The sequence below is a fragment of the Flavobacterium sp. AK-301 genome, assembly GCF_058310215.1.
Genome location: NZ_JBZEES010000008.1, coordinates 21,421 through 40,689 on the forward strand (window position 1 = coordinate 21,421; position 19,269 = coordinate 40,689).

General features: G+C 34.9%; 8 protein-coding genes. 3 read left to right on the forward strand and 5 right to left on the reverse strand.

Translation table 11 applies throughout. From position 1 onward, the window contains the following. Positions 1–39: 39 nt before the first annotated feature. Positions 40–12,090 (forward strand): T9SS type B sorting domain-containing protein, encoded by a 12,051-nt coding sequence (locus tag AC4FQX_RS11230; RefSeq protein ID WP_491167792.1) that lies wholly within the window; start codon positions 40–42, stop codon positions 12,088–12,090. A gap of 89 nt (positions 12,091–12,179) precedes the next feature. Further along, positions 12,180–13,142, forward strand: coding sequence for a PorP/SprF family type IX secretion system membrane protein (locus AC4FQX_RS11235; protein ID WP_491167793.1), 963 nt, complete (start codon positions 12,180–12,182; stop codon positions 13,140–13,142). A 112-nt stretch (positions 13,143–13,254) separates the two neighbouring features. On the opposite strand, the gene AC4FQX_RS11240 is transcribed toward AC4FQX_RS11235, so the two are convergent. The 4 genes from AC4FQX_RS11240 to rnpA all read right to left on the reverse strand — a co-directional run bounded on the left by AC4FQX_RS11240 (position 13,255) and on the right by rnpA (position 16,646). Next, on the reverse strand, positions 13,255–14,079 hold the full coding sequence (locus tag AC4FQX_RS11240; protein WP_491167794.1) for an OmpA family protein: 825 nt from the start codon (positions 14,077–14,079) through the stop codon (positions 13,255–13,257). Beyond that, positions 14,079–15,716, reverse strand: a complete 1,638-nt coding sequence (locus AC4FQX_RS11245) for a S41 family peptidase (protein ID WP_491167795.1) — start codon at positions 15,714–15,716, stop codon at positions 14,079–14,081. The genes AC4FQX_RS11240 and AC4FQX_RS11245 overlap by 1 nt, the downstream gene beginning before the upstream one ends. A gap of 20 nt (positions 15,717–15,736) precedes the next feature. After that, positions 15,737–16,099, reverse strand: a complete 363-nt coding sequence (locus tag AC4FQX_RS11250; RefSeq protein ID WP_491167796.1) for a DUF2185 domain-containing protein — start codon at positions 16,097–16,099, stop codon at positions 15,737–15,739. A 151-nt stretch (positions 16,100–16,250) separates the two neighbouring features. Further along, positions 16,251–16,646, reverse strand: coding sequence for a ribonuclease P protein component (rnpA, locus tag AC4FQX_RS11255; protein ID WP_491167797.1), 396 nt, complete (start codon positions 16,644–16,646; stop codon positions 16,251–16,253). 211 nt (positions 16,647–16,857) lie between these two features. Between rnpA and AC4FQX_RS11260 the strand changes: the two genes are divergently transcribed. Next, on the forward strand, positions 16,858–17,205 hold the full coding sequence (locus tag AC4FQX_RS11260; protein ID WP_491167798.1) for a magnetosome magnetite crystal formation protein family: 348 nt from the start codon (positions 16,858–16,860) through the stop codon (positions 17,203–17,205). Positions 17,206–17,377: 172 nt separating this feature from the next. On the opposite strand, the gene AC4FQX_RS11265 is transcribed toward AC4FQX_RS11260, so the two are convergent. Continuing rightward, positions 17,378–19,267, reverse strand: a complete 1,890-nt coding sequence (locus AC4FQX_RS11265) for a M1 family metallopeptidase (protein WP_491167799.1) — start codon at positions 19,265–19,267, stop codon at positions 17,378–17,380. Between the last annotated feature and the right edge of the window lie 2 nt (positions 19,268–19,269).

Below are 19,269 nucleotides of genomic sequence, written 5' to 3' on the forward strand. Positions count from 1 at the left end.
ATAAATAAATTATTAAAACAAAGAATTCGTTTGATTTATATGAAACAATTATACATTACAAAAAAAATATATTATATTTTACTACTGTTAGTTCCTTTTACAACAATAGCTCAGGTAGCGAAAGAATTTAAACCAAGGTTTGATAAGAAGATAAAAGGAGATATGACTATTATTGCTAATGGTATCTTAAATAGACATACAGCTACAACTTCACCCAATGTTCCTTATAATAATGGTTATAATGGTCAGAAAGCACAGTATAATAACAATTTAGATATGCGGTATATTGATATTGATAATGATCCGTCTACTTTTAGTTCTAGTAGTGCGAATTTATCAATGTCTGATCATAAGTGTTATAAAATGGTATATGCCGGTTTATACTGGGCTGCAAACTACAGGTATAACAAAGGATACAGAAATACGAATGCGTGGGGTAGATGGGTATTTTCGGGAGATAATGTAAGAGAGAATACATTTAATCAGATAAAATTAAAAGTTCCCGGAGGTAATTATGTAGATATAACAGGTGAGATTTTATATGATGGATTTAAAACAACAAATTTCGGTGAGGATTCACCTTATGCCTGTTATGCAGATATTACAAAATATATAAATGAAAAAAATGCTTCCGGAGAATATACCGTAGCAAATATAAGAGCCACTCAGGGTTATTTGCCATTTGGAGGTGCAGCAGGAGGATGGACTATCTTTTTTGTATATGAAGACCCTAATTTACCCGGTAAATATATTACTTCATTTGATGGTTTTGCAGGAGCTTCTGGTTCACATCAAGCAACAGATGTTTTGCTTTCCGGATTTAAAACAATACCTAACGGTACAGTAAAGGCAAAATTAGCTTCATCAGCTTTAGAAGGAGACTTACTAAATTCAGGAGATCAGCTTTTCTTTAAAGCGGGTAATAAATATTCGTATACGGCATTATACAATAATATGAAACCTAGTAATAACTTTTTTAATAGTCGTATCTCAATATTAGGAACAGAATATCTGGATAGAAAACCAGCAAGTAGAAACACATTAGGGTATGATGCTGATATTACGAATATACCCAGCTCCTTGATAGGGAATAATGAAACAAAAGCAACCCTGAAAATTACGTCATCAGGAGATGTTTATCAGATGTTTTTCGGTGCTTTTAATGTTGAAATTGTAGAACCTAAAATAGTTGTAGAAAAAACGGTAGAGGATAGTTCGATGAGGCCAATAGGGTCAGGAGATGTTGTACCTAATCAGGATATATATTATGTACTGACTTTCCAAAATATAGGAAATGATGATGCTGCTGATTTCATTATAGAAGATAAGTTACCTGCTAATGTTAATTTTGATTCACCGGTGTATATTGAAGCGCCAAATGGGGTTGTGGCCGATTATTTTCCGGAGACTCATCGGTTGACGTTTAAAGTGCAGAATAAACTGGTTAGAAAAGGAGGGGCTAAGTATACTATAAAATTTAGAATTAGTGTTGCTGACTGTGGCAGTATGAGAGATGCCTGTTCTTACCAAATTCAGAACCAGGCAGCTTCCTCGTATCGAGGAATTGAGAATCCAACCATTATTTCTGATGATAAAAGTTTCCCCGGGTTTGATGCCTGTGGTTTGGGAGTACAAGCTCCTACCAATACTATTGTAGGACTAAAAAGTTGCGTTTTTGAGAAGGAAGTGGTATTGTGTAAGGATACAGTTGTTCTGGAAGCAGGTAAAGATTATGCTTCTTATTCCTGGACAGATAGTAAAGGCACAGTAGTAGGCAGAAATTCGACTTATACAGCAACTACTCCCGGAGTGTATACTGTTACTGAACAGGGAGCACATGGTTGTTTAGGATTAACAGAGAAATTTACCGTTGTTCGTTTTAAGAATTCACCTGTAAATCCATTAGAGCCTTTTGCTACTCAGATGGTAACATGCCCTAATGATGATGAAAAGTTGGCAGAAATTATTCTGTGTGGTACTAAGACAGAAAAAACTATTAAAACGAATATAACCGGCGTAGAATCAATTAAATGGGAAAAATTAGATGAAAACAGTAAAAATTGTACTGCTCAGATACAGCAGAATTGTCCCAATACAGATTCTAATTGTACTTGGACTAGTCTTGCAACAGGACCAAATTTTACTGTAAAAAAAGAAGGACAATATCGACTGGAAATTACATATCCCGGAGGATGTTTCAGACGTTTTTATTTTAACGTTTATAAAAATTTATTAGATCCGATTATTATTAAATCGGATATAGTATGTAATACAAAAGGAGAGATTAAAATTACAGGTATCCCTACTTCCGAATATGAGTTTAGTCTCAATAATATTGCGGGACCTTATGGACCAAGTCCAATTTTCCCAATTACTACTTCAGGTAATTATACTGTTTTCATAAAACAGAAGGAGGCAGGAATAGCAAACTGTATTTTTAAGGCAGAGGATATTCTTATTTTAAAACAGGAGATAAAAGTAAATGTTTTCCCTGCAAATCCTTCCTGTTATGATGGTAAAGGAAGTATTCGTGTGCAGGTTGATAATGTGAAGCCACAATATAAATTTAACCTTTATCAGGAAGAACAACTGATCGAAACTTCCGGATTGGTAGGCGGTGTAGCAAGTAATGACTATACTTTTGACGACCTGAATGCAGGAACTTATAAAGTTGAGGTTTTGACAGATGATGGCTGCGTTGCTACAAATACAATAGTACTGACCGCTCCTAAACTTTTAGCTGTAACCAAAACGGTTATGCCTATAACCTGTCAGGATGGATATATCAGAATAAATACTACAGGCGGAATACCTCCTTATTACTATTATGTTAAAGATCAAGATTATAAAGACGGGCCGCAATTAATGCATAATACCATTCCGGTTACAACCCCCGGAATCTATACTATTGTTGTTGAAGATAGTGGCGGATGCCGTATTACAACAGAAACAGAAATTGTACCCGCGATTCTTCCTACTTATACCGTAAAAGGAAATAATGTAAAATGTTATGGTGACACAGGAAGTATTGAAATAGAAGATATTATTTCTAACGGACACAAATTGAGCTATAGTATTAATGGAACAGATTATCAGGATGAAGAGATTTTTGAAGGATTATCCGCAGGTTCTTATACTGTTTATGTACGTTACAGTCCAATTTCAGAACCAGGTATTTCTCCTGTGGAATGCGATCTGGGACAGCATAATATAATTATAAAAGAGGTTGCTATTCCTCTTAAAGCCTCTGTAGGTATAGCCGAAGATATAGCTTGTGATCCTAATAATGGAAATAGAGCAAAAGTAAGAGTGACAAATGCTATTGGAGGAACAGGATCTTATTGGTATAGTTTTAATGGAGAACCTTATGCCGATAGTAAGGAAGGCTATATGCCCGTAGGTAAAGATTTACCGGTACGTATTAAGGATGATAACGATTGTGTTTTTGAAATGAAAATTACAATAAATCCGCAGCCTGTAGCTCCTAAGGTTAGTTCTGAAGTTGAATATGAATGTGATAGTAAAGCTAAAATTACTATTAAGACTACCGGTCCGGATTATGATTATAGCTATAGTTTAGTAGAAACAAAAAATAATAGTGAAATAGGACCACAGTCTTCCAATGTTTTTAATAATGTTCCTGTGGGACAATATGATATAGTACTAAAGTATAAAGAGAAAAAAGAACCTACACCAAGTATTTTGTTGCAGGATGATTATGGGACAGGAGAAAATGTTGCCCGTCCAAATGAGATTAAAGGGTATATCTTTCTGGATCAGAGTAAAGATCGCAGATACATAGATGACGGCTATTATACAATAACAAAAAAAATCAGCCCTGTTCAGGATGGTTGGATTCAAGATTTAACAGATCATACTGGAAATCCAGATGGAAGAATGTTAATTGTTAATGTTGGGAGACCCGGAACTCATCCGGATAGTAATATTATTTATGAAAAAATTATTAAAGACATTATACCCTTTCAGAATATAAATGTTTCATTATGGGGGATTAATTTATTAAACGCCAGAGCATCAGGAAGCGCTCCTAATATTACAGTCGAATTAGTGTCGGTTGTTAATAATAGAGTAATTGCAACTTATGATTCCGGAGATATTAAACAAAATCAACAATGGAATTTAATTTCTATGGGTTTAAACCCGGAAGGAAATGACACTTTAAAATTAAGAATCAGAACCAATTCATTCGTAACAAGTGGAAATGATTTGGGAATAGATGATATTCAGGTATATCAGATACCAAAAGTTTGTGATTTTAATATAGGAATAGCAGCATCCGTTACTGTTGAAGATAGAACATTTACAGCCGATCTAATTGGTAAAACAGATGTTATGTGTTTCAATGATACAAATGGTACCGCTACCATAAAAGTAAATAATTCTACAGATTATCAATATAGTCTGGATAGCGGCGTTTCTTGGATTGTTGCTTCTGTAGATAATAATTCTCAATTTACAGTAGACAATCTTGCACAGGGTACATATGACATTTTAGTAAAAAGTGCGAGTATTCCATGTATGTACAAAAGTATGAACGTATTAGGTCTTGGAGCTGGAGCATATCAGCCGGGATTAGCAAGTGGTATAGCAACTTCCACAAATCCTCAAACTGCTCGTGCAGTATTAGAGTCAGCTCTTAATTTTGGACCTGTAAGTAATTATGTGAATACAGATGGAGTTACTATTACAGATGGAAAAATGACCAGAGGAACAGCTCTTAAAACTTTAATAGACAATAATAAAATAGATATTATTGTAATGGGATATCCTTATAATGTAGATGATGCTACCGTTACTGTTTTAGTAGATTTTATAAAGAATAAACAAGGAGTCGTTATTTATTATAATGAAGACAAGAATGCTTCAAAAAGATTGCATGATGCTTTATATGGTACCGGAATTTCTGTTGGGGCATATGGTTCCGGAGGATCTCTCTATAAGTTACCATCAATAACAGATCCTGTTTTAAATGGACCTTTTGGAGACATTAGAGAAAAAAACTGGGGAGAAGATAATGGTACAACCGTTTATTTTACCGGATTACCAACGGATGATATTGTTGCCTATTCATCCGCTCAGAACGATTCAAAAAAAGTAAATGCTTTTAGGGATAAGAAATTTGGATATTTCTATATAGGAGACGGTGGTTTTGTAGCAGGAGACAGAAGAGGCATGAGTAATGTAATTTGGCCCGCAAGAAATGATGCTAATTCATTTCCTATTGCTAAGTCAAATTATGGTAATAACGCTACGGATCGTGTGGATGTTTATAACAGTGTGTTTTATGCTAATACACTGGCTTGGGCAATGAAATATGTGCAAAAAAGGACAGATCCAGTAATACGACATGTACCGGTAACTATCAATAAGCCGGAAGAATTAACACTTTCAGTAGAGAAACAAACTTTTACTGCTTGTGGTGTTGTTACTGTAAAGTTAAAAACAGAAGGTGGATCAAGTAACAATAAATATGAATTAAAACTTCCTGACGGTACTGAATTACCGGCTCAGACTAGTCCTGAATTTATTGGTCTGACGATAAAAGGAGAATATAAAGCAACTGTAACAGATGGTAATGGATGTCAGGCAGATTATTTATTTGATCTGGAACAATTAGAACCGATAACTACTACTGTGACACAGGACTGTTCTTCCTATGATTTTGTTATTGATATAGCAGGAGGGAAACCTTATGTAATAGGAAATGATCTCTATTATAATATAAAAGAAGAAGGTGTAGTAGGTGCTGTATGGCAGAAAACAATAACAAAGTTTAGTTTCTCCGGATCACCGGGAATCCATAAATTTTCGATTCGTGATCAGTTGGATTGTAAAACAGAAATAGAGGTGTCTGTTCCGGAATCATTAATTGCTTTAGCAACATTACAAAAAGATCTGGATTGTTCAGCAGATCGCAGAGCAGATATAAAATTAACAGTACAAGGAGGTGTTGCTCCTTTTTACTATCAGATTTATAAAGACGGAGCGCCTATAGGTTCCTTAGTTGAACTGACAGGAGTAACAATAGATTATAAAACAGCAGAACCGGGAAGCTATACTTTTAAAGTTATAGACTCTTTTAAAGATAAAGAAGGCAAAGGTTGTGAATCTACAACAGTTGAAGTGGTGGTCGAGCCATTAGTGCCTCTTGTTGTAACACCAACCCAAGGACCAATTATTAATTGTCACGGTTCAGAAACCGGAGAGATTAATGTAGACATTACAGGAGGAACGGCTCCTTATGCTATTAGAGTTGTTAAAGTAGGTCCAGGAGGAGGTGATTATGGCACTCAGACGACAGGCTTACCTGCCGGGGATTACATAGTATTCGCTATTGACCATAAGGGCTGTTCTACTTCAGTAGGGGCGATGGTAAAAATAGATCAAAAAGATGCAGTTACATTCGGCCATGACGAAAAGAATATCACATGTGGAGATAATGGAACAGAACCGGGTGAAATTAAAGTCATCAACGTTAAGGGAGGAACGGCTCCTTATATGTATTATCTGACAGATAGTTCCGGAGAGAAACAGTCGTTCGGACCAACATCCGGTGAAAATCATCCTTTTACTGTTCTTGATTTTGGATATTATAAAGTTGAAGTTATCGATGCGAATGGTTGTTCAAAAATATCAGATGAAATTGATATAGCTTCACCACCGAATCATTTGGAAATTAAAGTGCAGCCGGTGGCGGCAGATTGTACTTTGTCAGGTGGAGCAACAGTTACTGCTGGTGGAGAATTATTAGGTCGTGGACCCTTCTATTTTGCCATTCATTATAAAGGTATTCCAGATTATTATCTGGGGCATCCCGATTATAAGCCGGCAGATAGTGCAGACGGAAAGTCTATAACGTTTAATGATCTTATTCCGGGTGTTACGTATACTTTTATCATATATGACGTATCAACAAAATGTGCTTATTATGAAAGATCAGATAAGCCTATTCCTACGTTATCGACTCTGACCTCTGTAATTACTTCTAAAAATGTTACCTGTAAAGGAGCAGAAGACGGAAAAGTGAGTTTCACTATTGAGGGGTATAAATCAGGTGCTGATTCTGTAGATTATGTAGTTTATTCCGTATCAAATAATAAGCCGACAATAGGAAAAGATGGAAATACGGTACGTGGAAATAAAAGTGTAGCAGGAGTAAACTCTGTTACAGTAGATGATTTGGGGGATTTACTTCCGGGAGATTATTTTATTTTATTTACAGAGAAAGTAGGAGAAACGAATAGTTGTACCCAAGTTTCCGGTGTCTTTAAAATTACAGAGGCAACTAATTTGCTAGGCGTAACAGCAAAGGTTACTAAAAACGCAAATTGTAAAACAGACGGACAAATCACAGTAATAGCAACAGGCGGAGCAGGTAAATACAAATATTCTATTAAGCCGTATACAGGAGGAACAACTATTGATCCTCCGACAGATACAGATTGGTTTGAAAACTCTGTTCTTTTCAGTGCAGCAGGTAATTATATTGTTTATGCTAAAGATGATAATGGCTGTATAAGTGGGGTTCAAATCACTTTACCAAAAGATCAGACACCTGAATTTGATTTAACAATTGATGATGCTTGTGCAGCAGAAGGTAAATTTAGTATTAAGGTAAACAGACACTCTATTCCTACAGGAGAAACAGGAGTAGGACCGTATACCTATAGTCTGGATGGAAGTCCATTTGTTTCACAAAAAGGTGTTTTTCACTATACTGGTTTAACTTCAGGAGTTCATACTATTATCATTAAAGATGGTAACAGTTGTACATTAACAGATTCAATCACGATATTAAAACCACTGGGTCTGACTGCAATCGTTGTGAAACAACCGATGTGTGATATTTTTGCTACTCCTAACGGAGAGGTTAAGGCAACCGCTTCAGGAGGTTCCGGAAAATATACTTATAGTTTATTAAATAAAGCAGGAACCGAAATACATTCGTCACAATCTTCATCCGTATTTATCGGATTAGAGCATGGAGACTATATTATTCGTGCCAAAGATGCTGAGACGCTTTGTACTAAAGATTTCTCAATAACATTAGACAAGCCGAGTCCGGTAGTTTTTAAAGCTGAACCAACTCATGTTACTTGTTATGGTGGAAAAGACGGTACAATTACTGTTAATCTGGATGCAACGAATATCAATATTCCATATCAATACAGTATTAATTACGGTCCTCTTCAGGGTTCTAATATCTTTAAGGATTTACCTGCAGGGAAGTATTTTATTAAAGTGATTTCAGAAAGAGGTTGTGAGGCTAAAAATACTCTTACCATACGTCAGCCTGATATTATTGTAATCGGAGATCCGGTTGTAAAACAGTTTGGTTGTACTACAGGTAATACTATGAACAACGCTGTTATCACGATTGATCCTTCAAAAGTAACAGGCGGAAACGGCAAGTATAATTTTGAATTAAAAAATGCCTTAGGAGAGGTTATAGCTTCTATTGATGATAATACAATACAACCTACATCAGAAGTACGCTGGAACATTATCAATACTGCAGGAGGTACTTATACAATAAATCTATCTGATACTAATGGCTGTAAAGCATCAAAAGAAAGATCCGTAGATATTGCGCCTTTTTATAAATTAGTCAGCGCTACACCAAAGATAATGGATAAAATAAGCTGTGTTAATACAGGAGAAGATATTAAGATTGTAGTAATGACCTCAGAGAGTGACGTCACTCCGGCAGATCCATATGCTTTTCAATACAGTAAAGATGACGGAGTAAGTTGGGATGGGGCGTTTATTTTTACAGATCTGCAACCTGGTTCTTATTTTTATGCAATACGGGATAAAACCACTGGTTGTGTAATTCGTACGTCTCATACTGTAATAAAACCAAATGATCCGGTTCCAACCGTTAAAAAATTAAATGATGTAGTTTGTAAAGGGACGGAAACAGGTACAGTTTCCTTTTCAATGAAGAGTATTGATTATTCAGGATCGTTTAAGTGGAGTATATCGGTTAACAATATTTCCGTTAAAAAAGGTACGTATACGACCGGACAAGTGGATGAGATTGTTAATTTAGGAGCCGGAAAATATACTCTTAAAGTGAAAGAGCAGGATTTCCCTAGTTGTGAAAAAACTATCGATTTCGAAGTTTTTGAACCGAAATTTGCTCTGGCATTAAGCGCAAAAGAAACGGCCTCTGTGACTTGTGATCTTAACAAAGGAGAGATCACGGTAGTAGCAAAAGGAGGTTGGGAAGAATATCAGTATCAGCTGTTTAATAAATCGACTAATAGTATAGTTGAAGCCTTTTCAGGAAAATCAATATTTAGAAATTTATCTCCGGGAGAGTATCAAATTACTGTAAAAGATCGTAATGGTTGTGAAGTACTAGAGGAGGTTATATTAAAGGAACCTGTGCCGATAACAGGAACTATTGTTGCCGATAAAGATTTATTATCTTGTTTTGAAGACAGAGATGCTACGATTACAGTAGCTGCTGCAGGCGGACAAGGAATTTACACCTATGTTTTACATTATGAGAATGGTACAACATCAGGATCTCAGTTAAGTAATAAATTTTCAGATTTAGGAGCCGGTATATATTATGTAACGATTTATGACGGATGGAACTGTAAAGGAGAAACCACTACTGTTGAAATTAAACAACCGAATCCTGTTACTGCTACTTTGTCTATTGGAAAAACACTTACCTGTAAAAAAGGAGCTGTACTGGAAATGACAGTAGCAGGAGGAACCGGATCATATGAGTATAGTACAGACGGAACGAATTTTTACCCGCTTACCACCGGAATAGAGGTACAGGCAGGTTCTTATAAATATTATGTAAGAGATATCGTCGGTTGTAAGGCAGTACTGACCAATACAGTCGATATAGCTCCAATTCCGGAGTTAACAATAGATTTAAATCTGTCAGGTAAGTTTGTGGGCTGTAATAGAGATAGCAAAAATGCCGAAATAATAGCAACAGCAACAGGAGGTTTACTAGATTATTGGTATACATTAGTAAATACAGTAACAGGAGATGAAATTGGTCCGCGAGAATCAGGTGTTTTCAGTGGTCTTGGAGCAGGCACTTATTACGTAAAAGTACTCAGTATAGACTGTGAAGCAATTTCTAAAGAGTTTATATTAGAAGAACCTATTCCTCTTGTTGTGATACCAACTAAAGGAGAAGTAAGCTGTTTTGAAAAAGCAGATGGAAAAATCAGTCTTTCAGTTACCGGAGGTTCGGGAGAATATCAATATGGTATATCGCTTGCCACATCAACTGAGCCTATGAAATTAAGTTCAAAAAGTACTTATGAGAATTTAGGTGCAGGTTCTTATATAATAAAGGTTCAGGATAATAATACCGGATGTTATGTAGACTTACCTATTGAAATTACGCAGCCGGAGGAATTAAAAGTAAGCGGTATCACAACCCAAGAGTTATGTAAAGGAGATGGTAAAGGAAGTATAATAGTAACTCCAACAGGAGGAACCGCACCATATTTTACCAGTTTAGATGATATAAAAGGTACTTATACCGAAGGCAGGTTTGAATTTGAAAATTTAGAAGGAGGTAAAGGATATTCTATTTATATAAAAGATGACAATGGTTGCTTTACTGATGCGTATTTCTTTTTAGATAAACCGGTAGACTTTCAGGGAAGTTATAAATTAAAACCGGTATGTGATAATAATGTACCGACTAATACAGTGGTGGTAACGATAAATCCGGAGCTTGATCCTGCTGATGTTACTTATTCAATGGATGGAACAGTGTATCAGTCCAGTAATACTTTTACCGGAATTACGAATGGAGAACATACTATCTGGATGAAGCATACTAACGGTTGTATTCAAACAATAAAGGAATTCATAACAAATAATCAGCCGATCGTTGCTACTGCCAAACCTAGTTTAATACTTTGTGGAGGTCAGTCAACAGGAATTATTGATATAACCGCAACGGGTGGTACAGGAATATTGCAATATGCAATTTCAACTAATCCGGATGTATTCCAATTGGCACCGAAATTTGAAAAATTACCAGCAGGTTCTTATACTGTTTATGTAGAAGATGAAATAGGCTGTGTTGTAGAAATTCCGGTTACCGTAACAGAAATACCAAAAATCGAAATAACAGTGAACAAAGAAATTGAACTTTGTTACGGAGATGAAGACGGTATAATTGAGGTTAAGATTAAAAATGGAACGGCTCCTTATTCTACGAGTATCAACTCTGATAAAGAAGCAGATTTTGTTCCGAATCGTGTTCTGTTTGAGAATTTGGCAGGTGGTGCGACGTATACGATCTATGTAAAAGATTACAATGGATGTATTGTTTCTGAACGTGTAGAGATGCCAATAGCGATTAATATTAATCCTACGGCAGAAATTGCCTACAATTGCGATCAGCAGAACATAAGAGGAAATCAGGTAACAATACATGTGAATGCTGAAGCAGAAAATGGAGTCTTATATTCTCTTGACGGAGGCACTGCACAAGAATCGAATACCTTTACTAATCTGAGAACCGGAATACATAAAGTAGAAGTGTTACATGACAGTGGCTGTATCAAAGAAACGATTCCGTTTGAGATTGTTACTATAGCCCCGTTAGATCTGGCCCTTTCAGTAGGTGGACTAAATGAAATAATAGCAAAAGGAAGTGGTGGAACAGGAGCATATCGTCATTATTTTAATAATCAGGATCATGGAAGTCGTAATGCATATAAAGTAAAAACCACAGGTATTCATACCGTTACCTTAGTTGATGAAGGTGGTTGTCAGGTAACAAGAGAGATATATATGGAGTTTCTGGATATAGAGGTACCAAATTTCTTTACACCGAATGATGACGGACATAATGATACCTGGACACCAAAAAACATTGATGATTTCCCTAATATCAAGACCTATATTTTTGACCGTCAAGGAAGAGAAATGGAAACGTTAAAACGAGGAGAATCATGGTACGGAAAATATAAAGGTACTTCATTACCCGCAGGAGATTACTGGTATGTAATTAAGCTAAACGGAGATGAGGACAGTAGAGAATTTGTTGGAAATTTCACTCTTTATAGATAGATAAGAGAGGATCCGATCAGCTATTGACAATAGCTGATCGGATACCGTTTTCTTCGGGTAAATTGATATGTTTTTATAAAAAAATAATGATGAGAAAATTAATAATATATATTGTAGTAGCAGTTGGCTTTATAACGAACCTATATTCACAGGAATTAACGATTCCCGCCCAGACGCAATATCTGGCAGATAACCCGTTTAGCATAGCAGCGACTTACGCCGGTATCGGTGATAATGCAAAAATCAGAATAAACGGATTAACACAATGGGTAGGAATTAAAGATGCTCCAAGTAATCAGTCGTTAGCAGCAGATTTCAGAGTTGCTAATCGTTCCGGTCTGGGATTGTTTCTGTACAATGATAAAAACGGATATACAAAACAACAAGGAGGTAAAATAGCCTTTGCACATCATCTTATATTAGATAAATATGCAGAGAGATATCTGTCTTTCGGATTGTCGTATAATTTCAATCAGTTTAAAATTGATATTGATAAATTTGATCCTAATATTCCTGATCCGGGAGTATACGATAATCGTGCGATTACGAATCATAACTTTGATGTAGGTATGCTGTACAGAGAGAAGAGTTTCTATGTCAATTTTAGTATTGCCAATATTCTGAATAAAAACGTAGATGATTTTACCGGGATTGAACCAATTGCATTAAGAACCTATCAGCTTTATACCGGTTATGTATGGAAAGAAGACCGATTAAGTGATTTTGAAATAGAGCCTTCCGCATTCTTTCAGTATTATGAAAGTGACGGACGTTCAAGTACAGATTTGAATTTAAAGTTCCGTTTTTTGCAACATGAAGATTATTTCTGGGCAGGAATCACCTATCGTTTTTTAAACGATCAGATGTTAAAGCCTTTAACTATCGGACCGATGGCAGGACTGAAGAAGTCAAATTTCTATTTTGCTTACTCATATCAGGTGACCACTAATAGTATTATGGGCTATAACTCAGGAACACATATGGTCACTCTGGGACTTGACCTGTTCCAGGGAATAAGTGATTGTCCTTGTATGGCAACAGCTCTTCCATAATGTAAAAAAAGTAAAATGTGAAAAGTGAGATGTAATTAGTAGCTCTGCTAACTTTTTACATCTCACTTTTCACATTTTATATTTCACAAAAAACATTTTACATTTCACACTGTCAGGTTTTTGTGATAAGAAATTCTACCCTGCGATCATATTCACTTCCTCTTTTTAAAGGAGCAGAGGTGCCGTATCCTTTGAATTTCATTCTTGTTTTTGCAATTTTTTTAAGTACCAGATATTTATAAACTGTTTCTGCCCTGTTTTTAGAAAGTTCTCTTTTTTTGGTGTCTTTATCTATGGCTTCTTTTTGAAAAGCAGGAGTACAGCAAACATGACCCTGAATTTCAAACTGAATGTTTTTATGTTTTTGCAATGTTCTTGCAATTTTATCCAGTTCATTCCTGGCCTTTACGTTAAGTTTACTGCTACCTCTTTCAAAAAAGAGATTTTCCAGAAGAATTCTGTCTCCCACAATGTGGTTGTTTCCTATCTTAGTATAAAGCCCGGGGATAATATCCGGTTTTTCTTTTTTTAACGGCTCAAGGCTTATAATAATATCTACTCTTCGATTTCTTGAGCGGACTTCAGCCAGATTATTGACAGTGTCTTTTTCGATTAGAACCCGGCCTTTTCCCTCAATAGTTATTGCAATTTTATTTTTAACACCATTAGCAATTAATTTTTCTTTGATTGTATTTGCTCTGTTGTTTGATAGAGTATAATTGTATTCATCATTACCAATATCATCACAGTAGCCAAAGATATCAATAGTTTCTATCTGAGTAGAATCAATAGATTGTATTATATTAATAATAGAATCAGCCTGATCTTTATCCAGATCATATTTATCAAATTCAAAATAGACTGATTTGTTGATTTCTTCTTGTGAATAAATAGTTCCACAAACTAATAAGGGTATTATTTTTAAAAACTTAAACATTATTTTTTCAGTATAGCGTCATATTGTGACAGGTTATTTAAAACAGTAGTCGCCTTTTTTATTTCTGAATTATTTTGTGTGTAGTATTGGTACAGACCTTCTTTATACCGGTATCTTTTGATGATCTCATCAACAATCAGATTTTTTATTTCTTCTTTGTTTTTATTCAGTTCATTTTCTTCCCCTTTTTGAAGTGCCGTAAGTAACTGCTCATATTGAACGGTAATAGAACCCTCTATTTTTTCTTTTTTAGCGACCTCCAGAGTCTTTTTCAGTGCTTTCTCAGTCTCTGTGTCGAAAGAGAAGTTTTCCTTCTTTAAAAACAACTTAAAATCGTTATAATCCGCATCTGTAAGTACAGGTATCTTGTCTCCTAAAGAAGGATGTTTATAATAATAGTCTGTTACATAATTAAAAATACCATCATTCTTAAGCAGAGCCTCTGTGATCGTACTTAATTTTGATTCATTCAGTTCAATATCCGGTTGTACACCCCCACCATCAAAAACAGCCCTTCCTTTTCGGGTTTTAAAAACAGCGTAGTTTTTTTCCTCTGTTCTCATTGCTTTACCATCTTTGTCCTTATGTGAATAATCCAGAGCCTGGATACATCTTCCAGAAGGCGTATAATAGCGGGAAATAGTAACCTTTACCTGCGTTCCATAGGTTAGGTCAATAGGTCTCTGAACTAATCCTTTACCAAAACTTCTGCTCCCTATTACAACCGCTCGGTCTAAATCCTGTAAAGCTCCTGCTACAATCTCAGATGCTGAAGCACTGCGTCCGTTTACTAATATAGCTAATGGGATTTCTGTATCAAGTGGTTCTTTAGAGGTTTTGTAAACACTGTTATATTTTTCAATATTTGATTTAGTAGTTACAATTATCTCATTTTTAGGAACAAACAAATTACAGATATTTACAGCTTCAGAAAGAAGGCCTCCCGGGTTTCCTCTAAGATCCAGGATGATTTTTTCCACACCCTCCTGTTTTAACTGTTCTATTGCCTTTCTGGTTTCCAAAGAGGCTTTACTATTAAACTGTGTCAGAACAATATAACCGGTTTTATCATCAATCTTAGTAAAGAAGGGTACCGCTTTTACCTCTACTTCATCAAGGACCAGTTGTGTAGAACTGATCTTACCCTGGCGTTTGTATTTAATATCTATTTTCGTGTTTTTAGCTCCTTTCAGTAATTGAGAAGTATCTTCTTTAAAATCGATAAGGTTAATGTCTCCGATTTGAATGATTTCATCCCCTGCCTTTAATCCCGCTTTATCTGCCGGATAGTTTTTATAAGGTTCTGTAATGATGAGTTTTCCTTCCTTGCGACTGATCAGAGCCCCGATTCCGGTATATTCCCCCGTATTATTGATTTTAAATTTAACAACGTCCTGTTCGTTAAAATAAACCGTATAAGGATCCAGTTCAATCAACATGTTTTTGATAGCTTTATCCATTAGTTCCCCCGGATTGGTTTCATCTACATAATTCATATTGATCGTTTTGAATAATGTAGTGAATATCTCTACCTGTTTTGCAATTTCAAAAAAGTCATTTTTAAAACTGGTACCAATAAACAGAAGTCCGGTAGCAATAACCGGAATCACATATCTTTTTTTGAAAAATGTATACATAGATTTACGCTTTTTTTCTTTTAAATTTCTTCTTCATCCATTAATTCTTCTTCCTGAAATACTCCATTCTCATCTCTGAAATATGCTGTTCCATAAGGAGCTTTCAGAAAAGGAATAATATCAGGGTCATAGTTACAAATTGTATTTAGTCGATATATTTCAAGATTAGCTTCATTATTCACATAATCATCTTCTTCCTCCCCCTGAAAAAAACGCCATCCACTATCAGCGAAATCACTGTCTTCTATTCCTTCACGATACATATAACCTACTTTGCAACCATCAACCGTTATTCTGTCCGTTGCAAAACAACCTTCCGGTCCCTGCCATTCTATTATTTCTTTGATTTCGTTAACCGTTAGTTTAAACTGTTTTTTACTCATAATGAATTCAGTATGAAAAATTATTTCTTAGATTGTTTATAAAAATATCAAAATTATTAATACTAGTAGTGGTTTATTGAAGATATTAAGGTACAAATTCTGTTTTATTATATTGCGTGAGAGTTATCTTAAGTTTATAATATTTTGAGATTTATTCAGTAGTATTTTCAGGAGAAGTACAGTATTGATCAATAAATTTTTCAAACAACTGTATTGTTTTGATATTAATCTCTTCATATGTTAATCGGTCTTTGCTCTGGTAGAAAAACATAAAAGCATGAGGCTGAAGAAGATGATCTGTTAACAGATGTTTATTTAACCTGTAGGTTTCGCGAAGAACTCTTTTAAAATAATTTCTGTCAACCGCTTTTTTAAAATATTTTTTAGAAACGGAAACCCCGATTTTTATTTTTTCTTTTTCAGAATCCGGTAAAGGGGTAAAAACAAGACGTAAAGGATACTTTCCAACGGATTTTCCTTCACTAAACAGTGATTCTATCGTTGTTTTTCTTTTTAGTTTTTCTTTTTTTGGATAAGTAAAATTCATTGAAAACGTATTGATTGACAAAGTTACGAACTTAAATAGAATTTGTGACTTTTTTTGACCTGTCAGTATGTTAAGAAAAGACATGTTTTATAAGAAAACGGTTTTTAAAAATATTTAATATTTTGATAATGAATGGTTTTAACATTTTGTTTTATTAATTGTTTTCAATATGTTTGTAACTTTCTAATTATAAAATTTTAAATTTAAAAAAATGAATAACAAAACTCTAGCAACTGTAGCTTATATCACGTTTATTGGATGGTTAGTTTCTTTTTTCAGTTCTAATTCACAAACACCAAGAGACCCATTAGTAAAATATCATTTGAAACAAGCTTTTGGTCTTTTTGTTACTGTATTTTGTATTAATCTAGTAGTAACTATTATTGCAAATTTATTACCGGCAGAAATCGCTATGATTTTAGGTTTTGTAACTATGGCAGTTGGCGTTATTGGTTTAATACTGATGATTGTAGGAGCAATAACAGCTTCAAAAGAAGAAATGAAACCACTACCACTTATTGGTAATATGTTTGTAGACAAATTTGGTTTTATCAAATAACATATACGTTTCTAAATTTAAAAACCCTGTTTTCCGATTTGACGAAAACAGGGTTTTTTATTTGGAATTATTAAGTAAGTAATCTAACGGTTAGTTGTACATCTCTACCGTTTGGTCTGGATGTTTTGGATTACCTTAAGGATTATAGTTTTTCAATACTCAATTCTAAAGATTATTTCGCTTCGTAAAAGTTATTTTGTTTATTTACATCAGCCATTAATTCTGACGGATCAATAAGAATCACTTTAATATCTTTTTTCTTTTTATCAATACTGAATTCATAAGTTGGTATAGCCCATGCCCAGTTATTTAATACCGTTCTTTTTACAGAAGGATATGGGTTTTCTTTAATAGCCCGCATCATTCGCAATGGAATATAAAAAGTTTCCTGAGTTCCATCCTGATATACTATCAGAATATCTATAGGCATTGGCATCCTTCCGATTCTCTCTAAAGTGATATCCGTTTTATTGCCATTTTCTTTTACTTCCTTAATTCCATAATCGATAGTATTTGTTGTCTGCGTCCAGTCCGTTAAATACCAGTCCAGCTCTGCACCAGAAACTTTTTCGGCAGTTCTTTTAAAATCATTAGGAGTGGGGTGCGTAAACTTATAATCATGGTAATATCTTTTTAAAGTTTCCATCATTTTATCTGTTCCGATAACATATCCCAGTTGTGTCAGGAAAATAGCTCCTTTACTATATGCAGTAATACCATAATTAAGATTAGTGTCATAACGATCTCCATGAGTGGTCTGAGGTTGTTCTTTTCCTGTTGCTACCATGTGGAGATAGTTATTATAAGCACTTTCAAAAGGGTTTTCATTCTCTTTACCCCCTACAACCTGTGTCATGGCGAGATCAGAAATAAAAGAAGTAAAACCTTCATCCATCCATTCATGTTTAGATTCATTAGTAGCTAAAATATGTTGAAACCAGGAATGTGCCATTTCATGTGCTGTAACACCAATTAAACTGTTTACACTTCTTTTCCCGGTGATTAGTGTGCACATTGCATATTCCATTCCACCATCACCACCTTGAATTATTGAATATTGTTTGTAGGGATACGGACCTATAGTTGTGTTAAAAAACTGCATTAGCTCAGCTGCCTTTGGTTCCAGTTTTTTCCAGTTTTCTGTAATAGAAGGGTCATTTTTATATAAAAAATGAAGGTCTACATCGTTTGGACCTTTTACAATATCATGAATATAGTCTTTGTCTGCTGCCCATGTAAAGTCATGAACCATAGGAGCTTTAAAGTGCCACGTTAAAGTTTTAGTTTTACTATTGCGTTTTACAGTAATGCCGGAATCCTGATAACCGTAACCGATTTCATTTTTGTTTTCCAGGTAACCTGATCCACCAAGAATATAATCTTTATCGATAGTAATTTTTACATCAAAACTCCCCCAGACACCATGGAATTCTCTACCCATATACGGGTCAGCATGCCATCCTTCAAAATCATATTCTGCCAGTTTCGGATACCATTGGGTCATAGATAAAGCAATTCCTTCCTCACTGTTTCTACCGGAACGACGAATTTGTAAAGGAACCTGTCCGTCAAAATCCAGTGTAAAAGTAGTTTTTGATCCGGGTAAAATAGGTTTTGCCAGACTTACTTCTAGTATTGTTCCGGTTACTTTAGTTACAGCAACAGCACCATCCTGTTTAAAGTTGGTTATTTTTAAATATCCGATTTCATTCGGTTTTAAGGTACTGATTCTGCTTTCTTTTATCTCTTTTCCATCTACTGTAATCGTTTTTACCATTCTTTTATCCGGATCAGCAATTGTTTTCAGTCGGATATCCATTTCGCTTCCCGGCTGAAAAGCATTAGAATATAAATGATAGAATACCTTTTTTAAAGTATCAGGCGAATTGTTAGTGTAAACTAATTCCTGTTTGCCTTTATATTGATAATTTTTGGCATCCATCGTTACTTCCATTTTATAGTCAACATGCTGTTGCCAGTAAAAAGGTCTGCTGTTATTATTCTGTCCTTGTACAGAAAGAGTGATTCCTGCAATTAAAGAAAGCAATAAGGTTTTTTTCATGG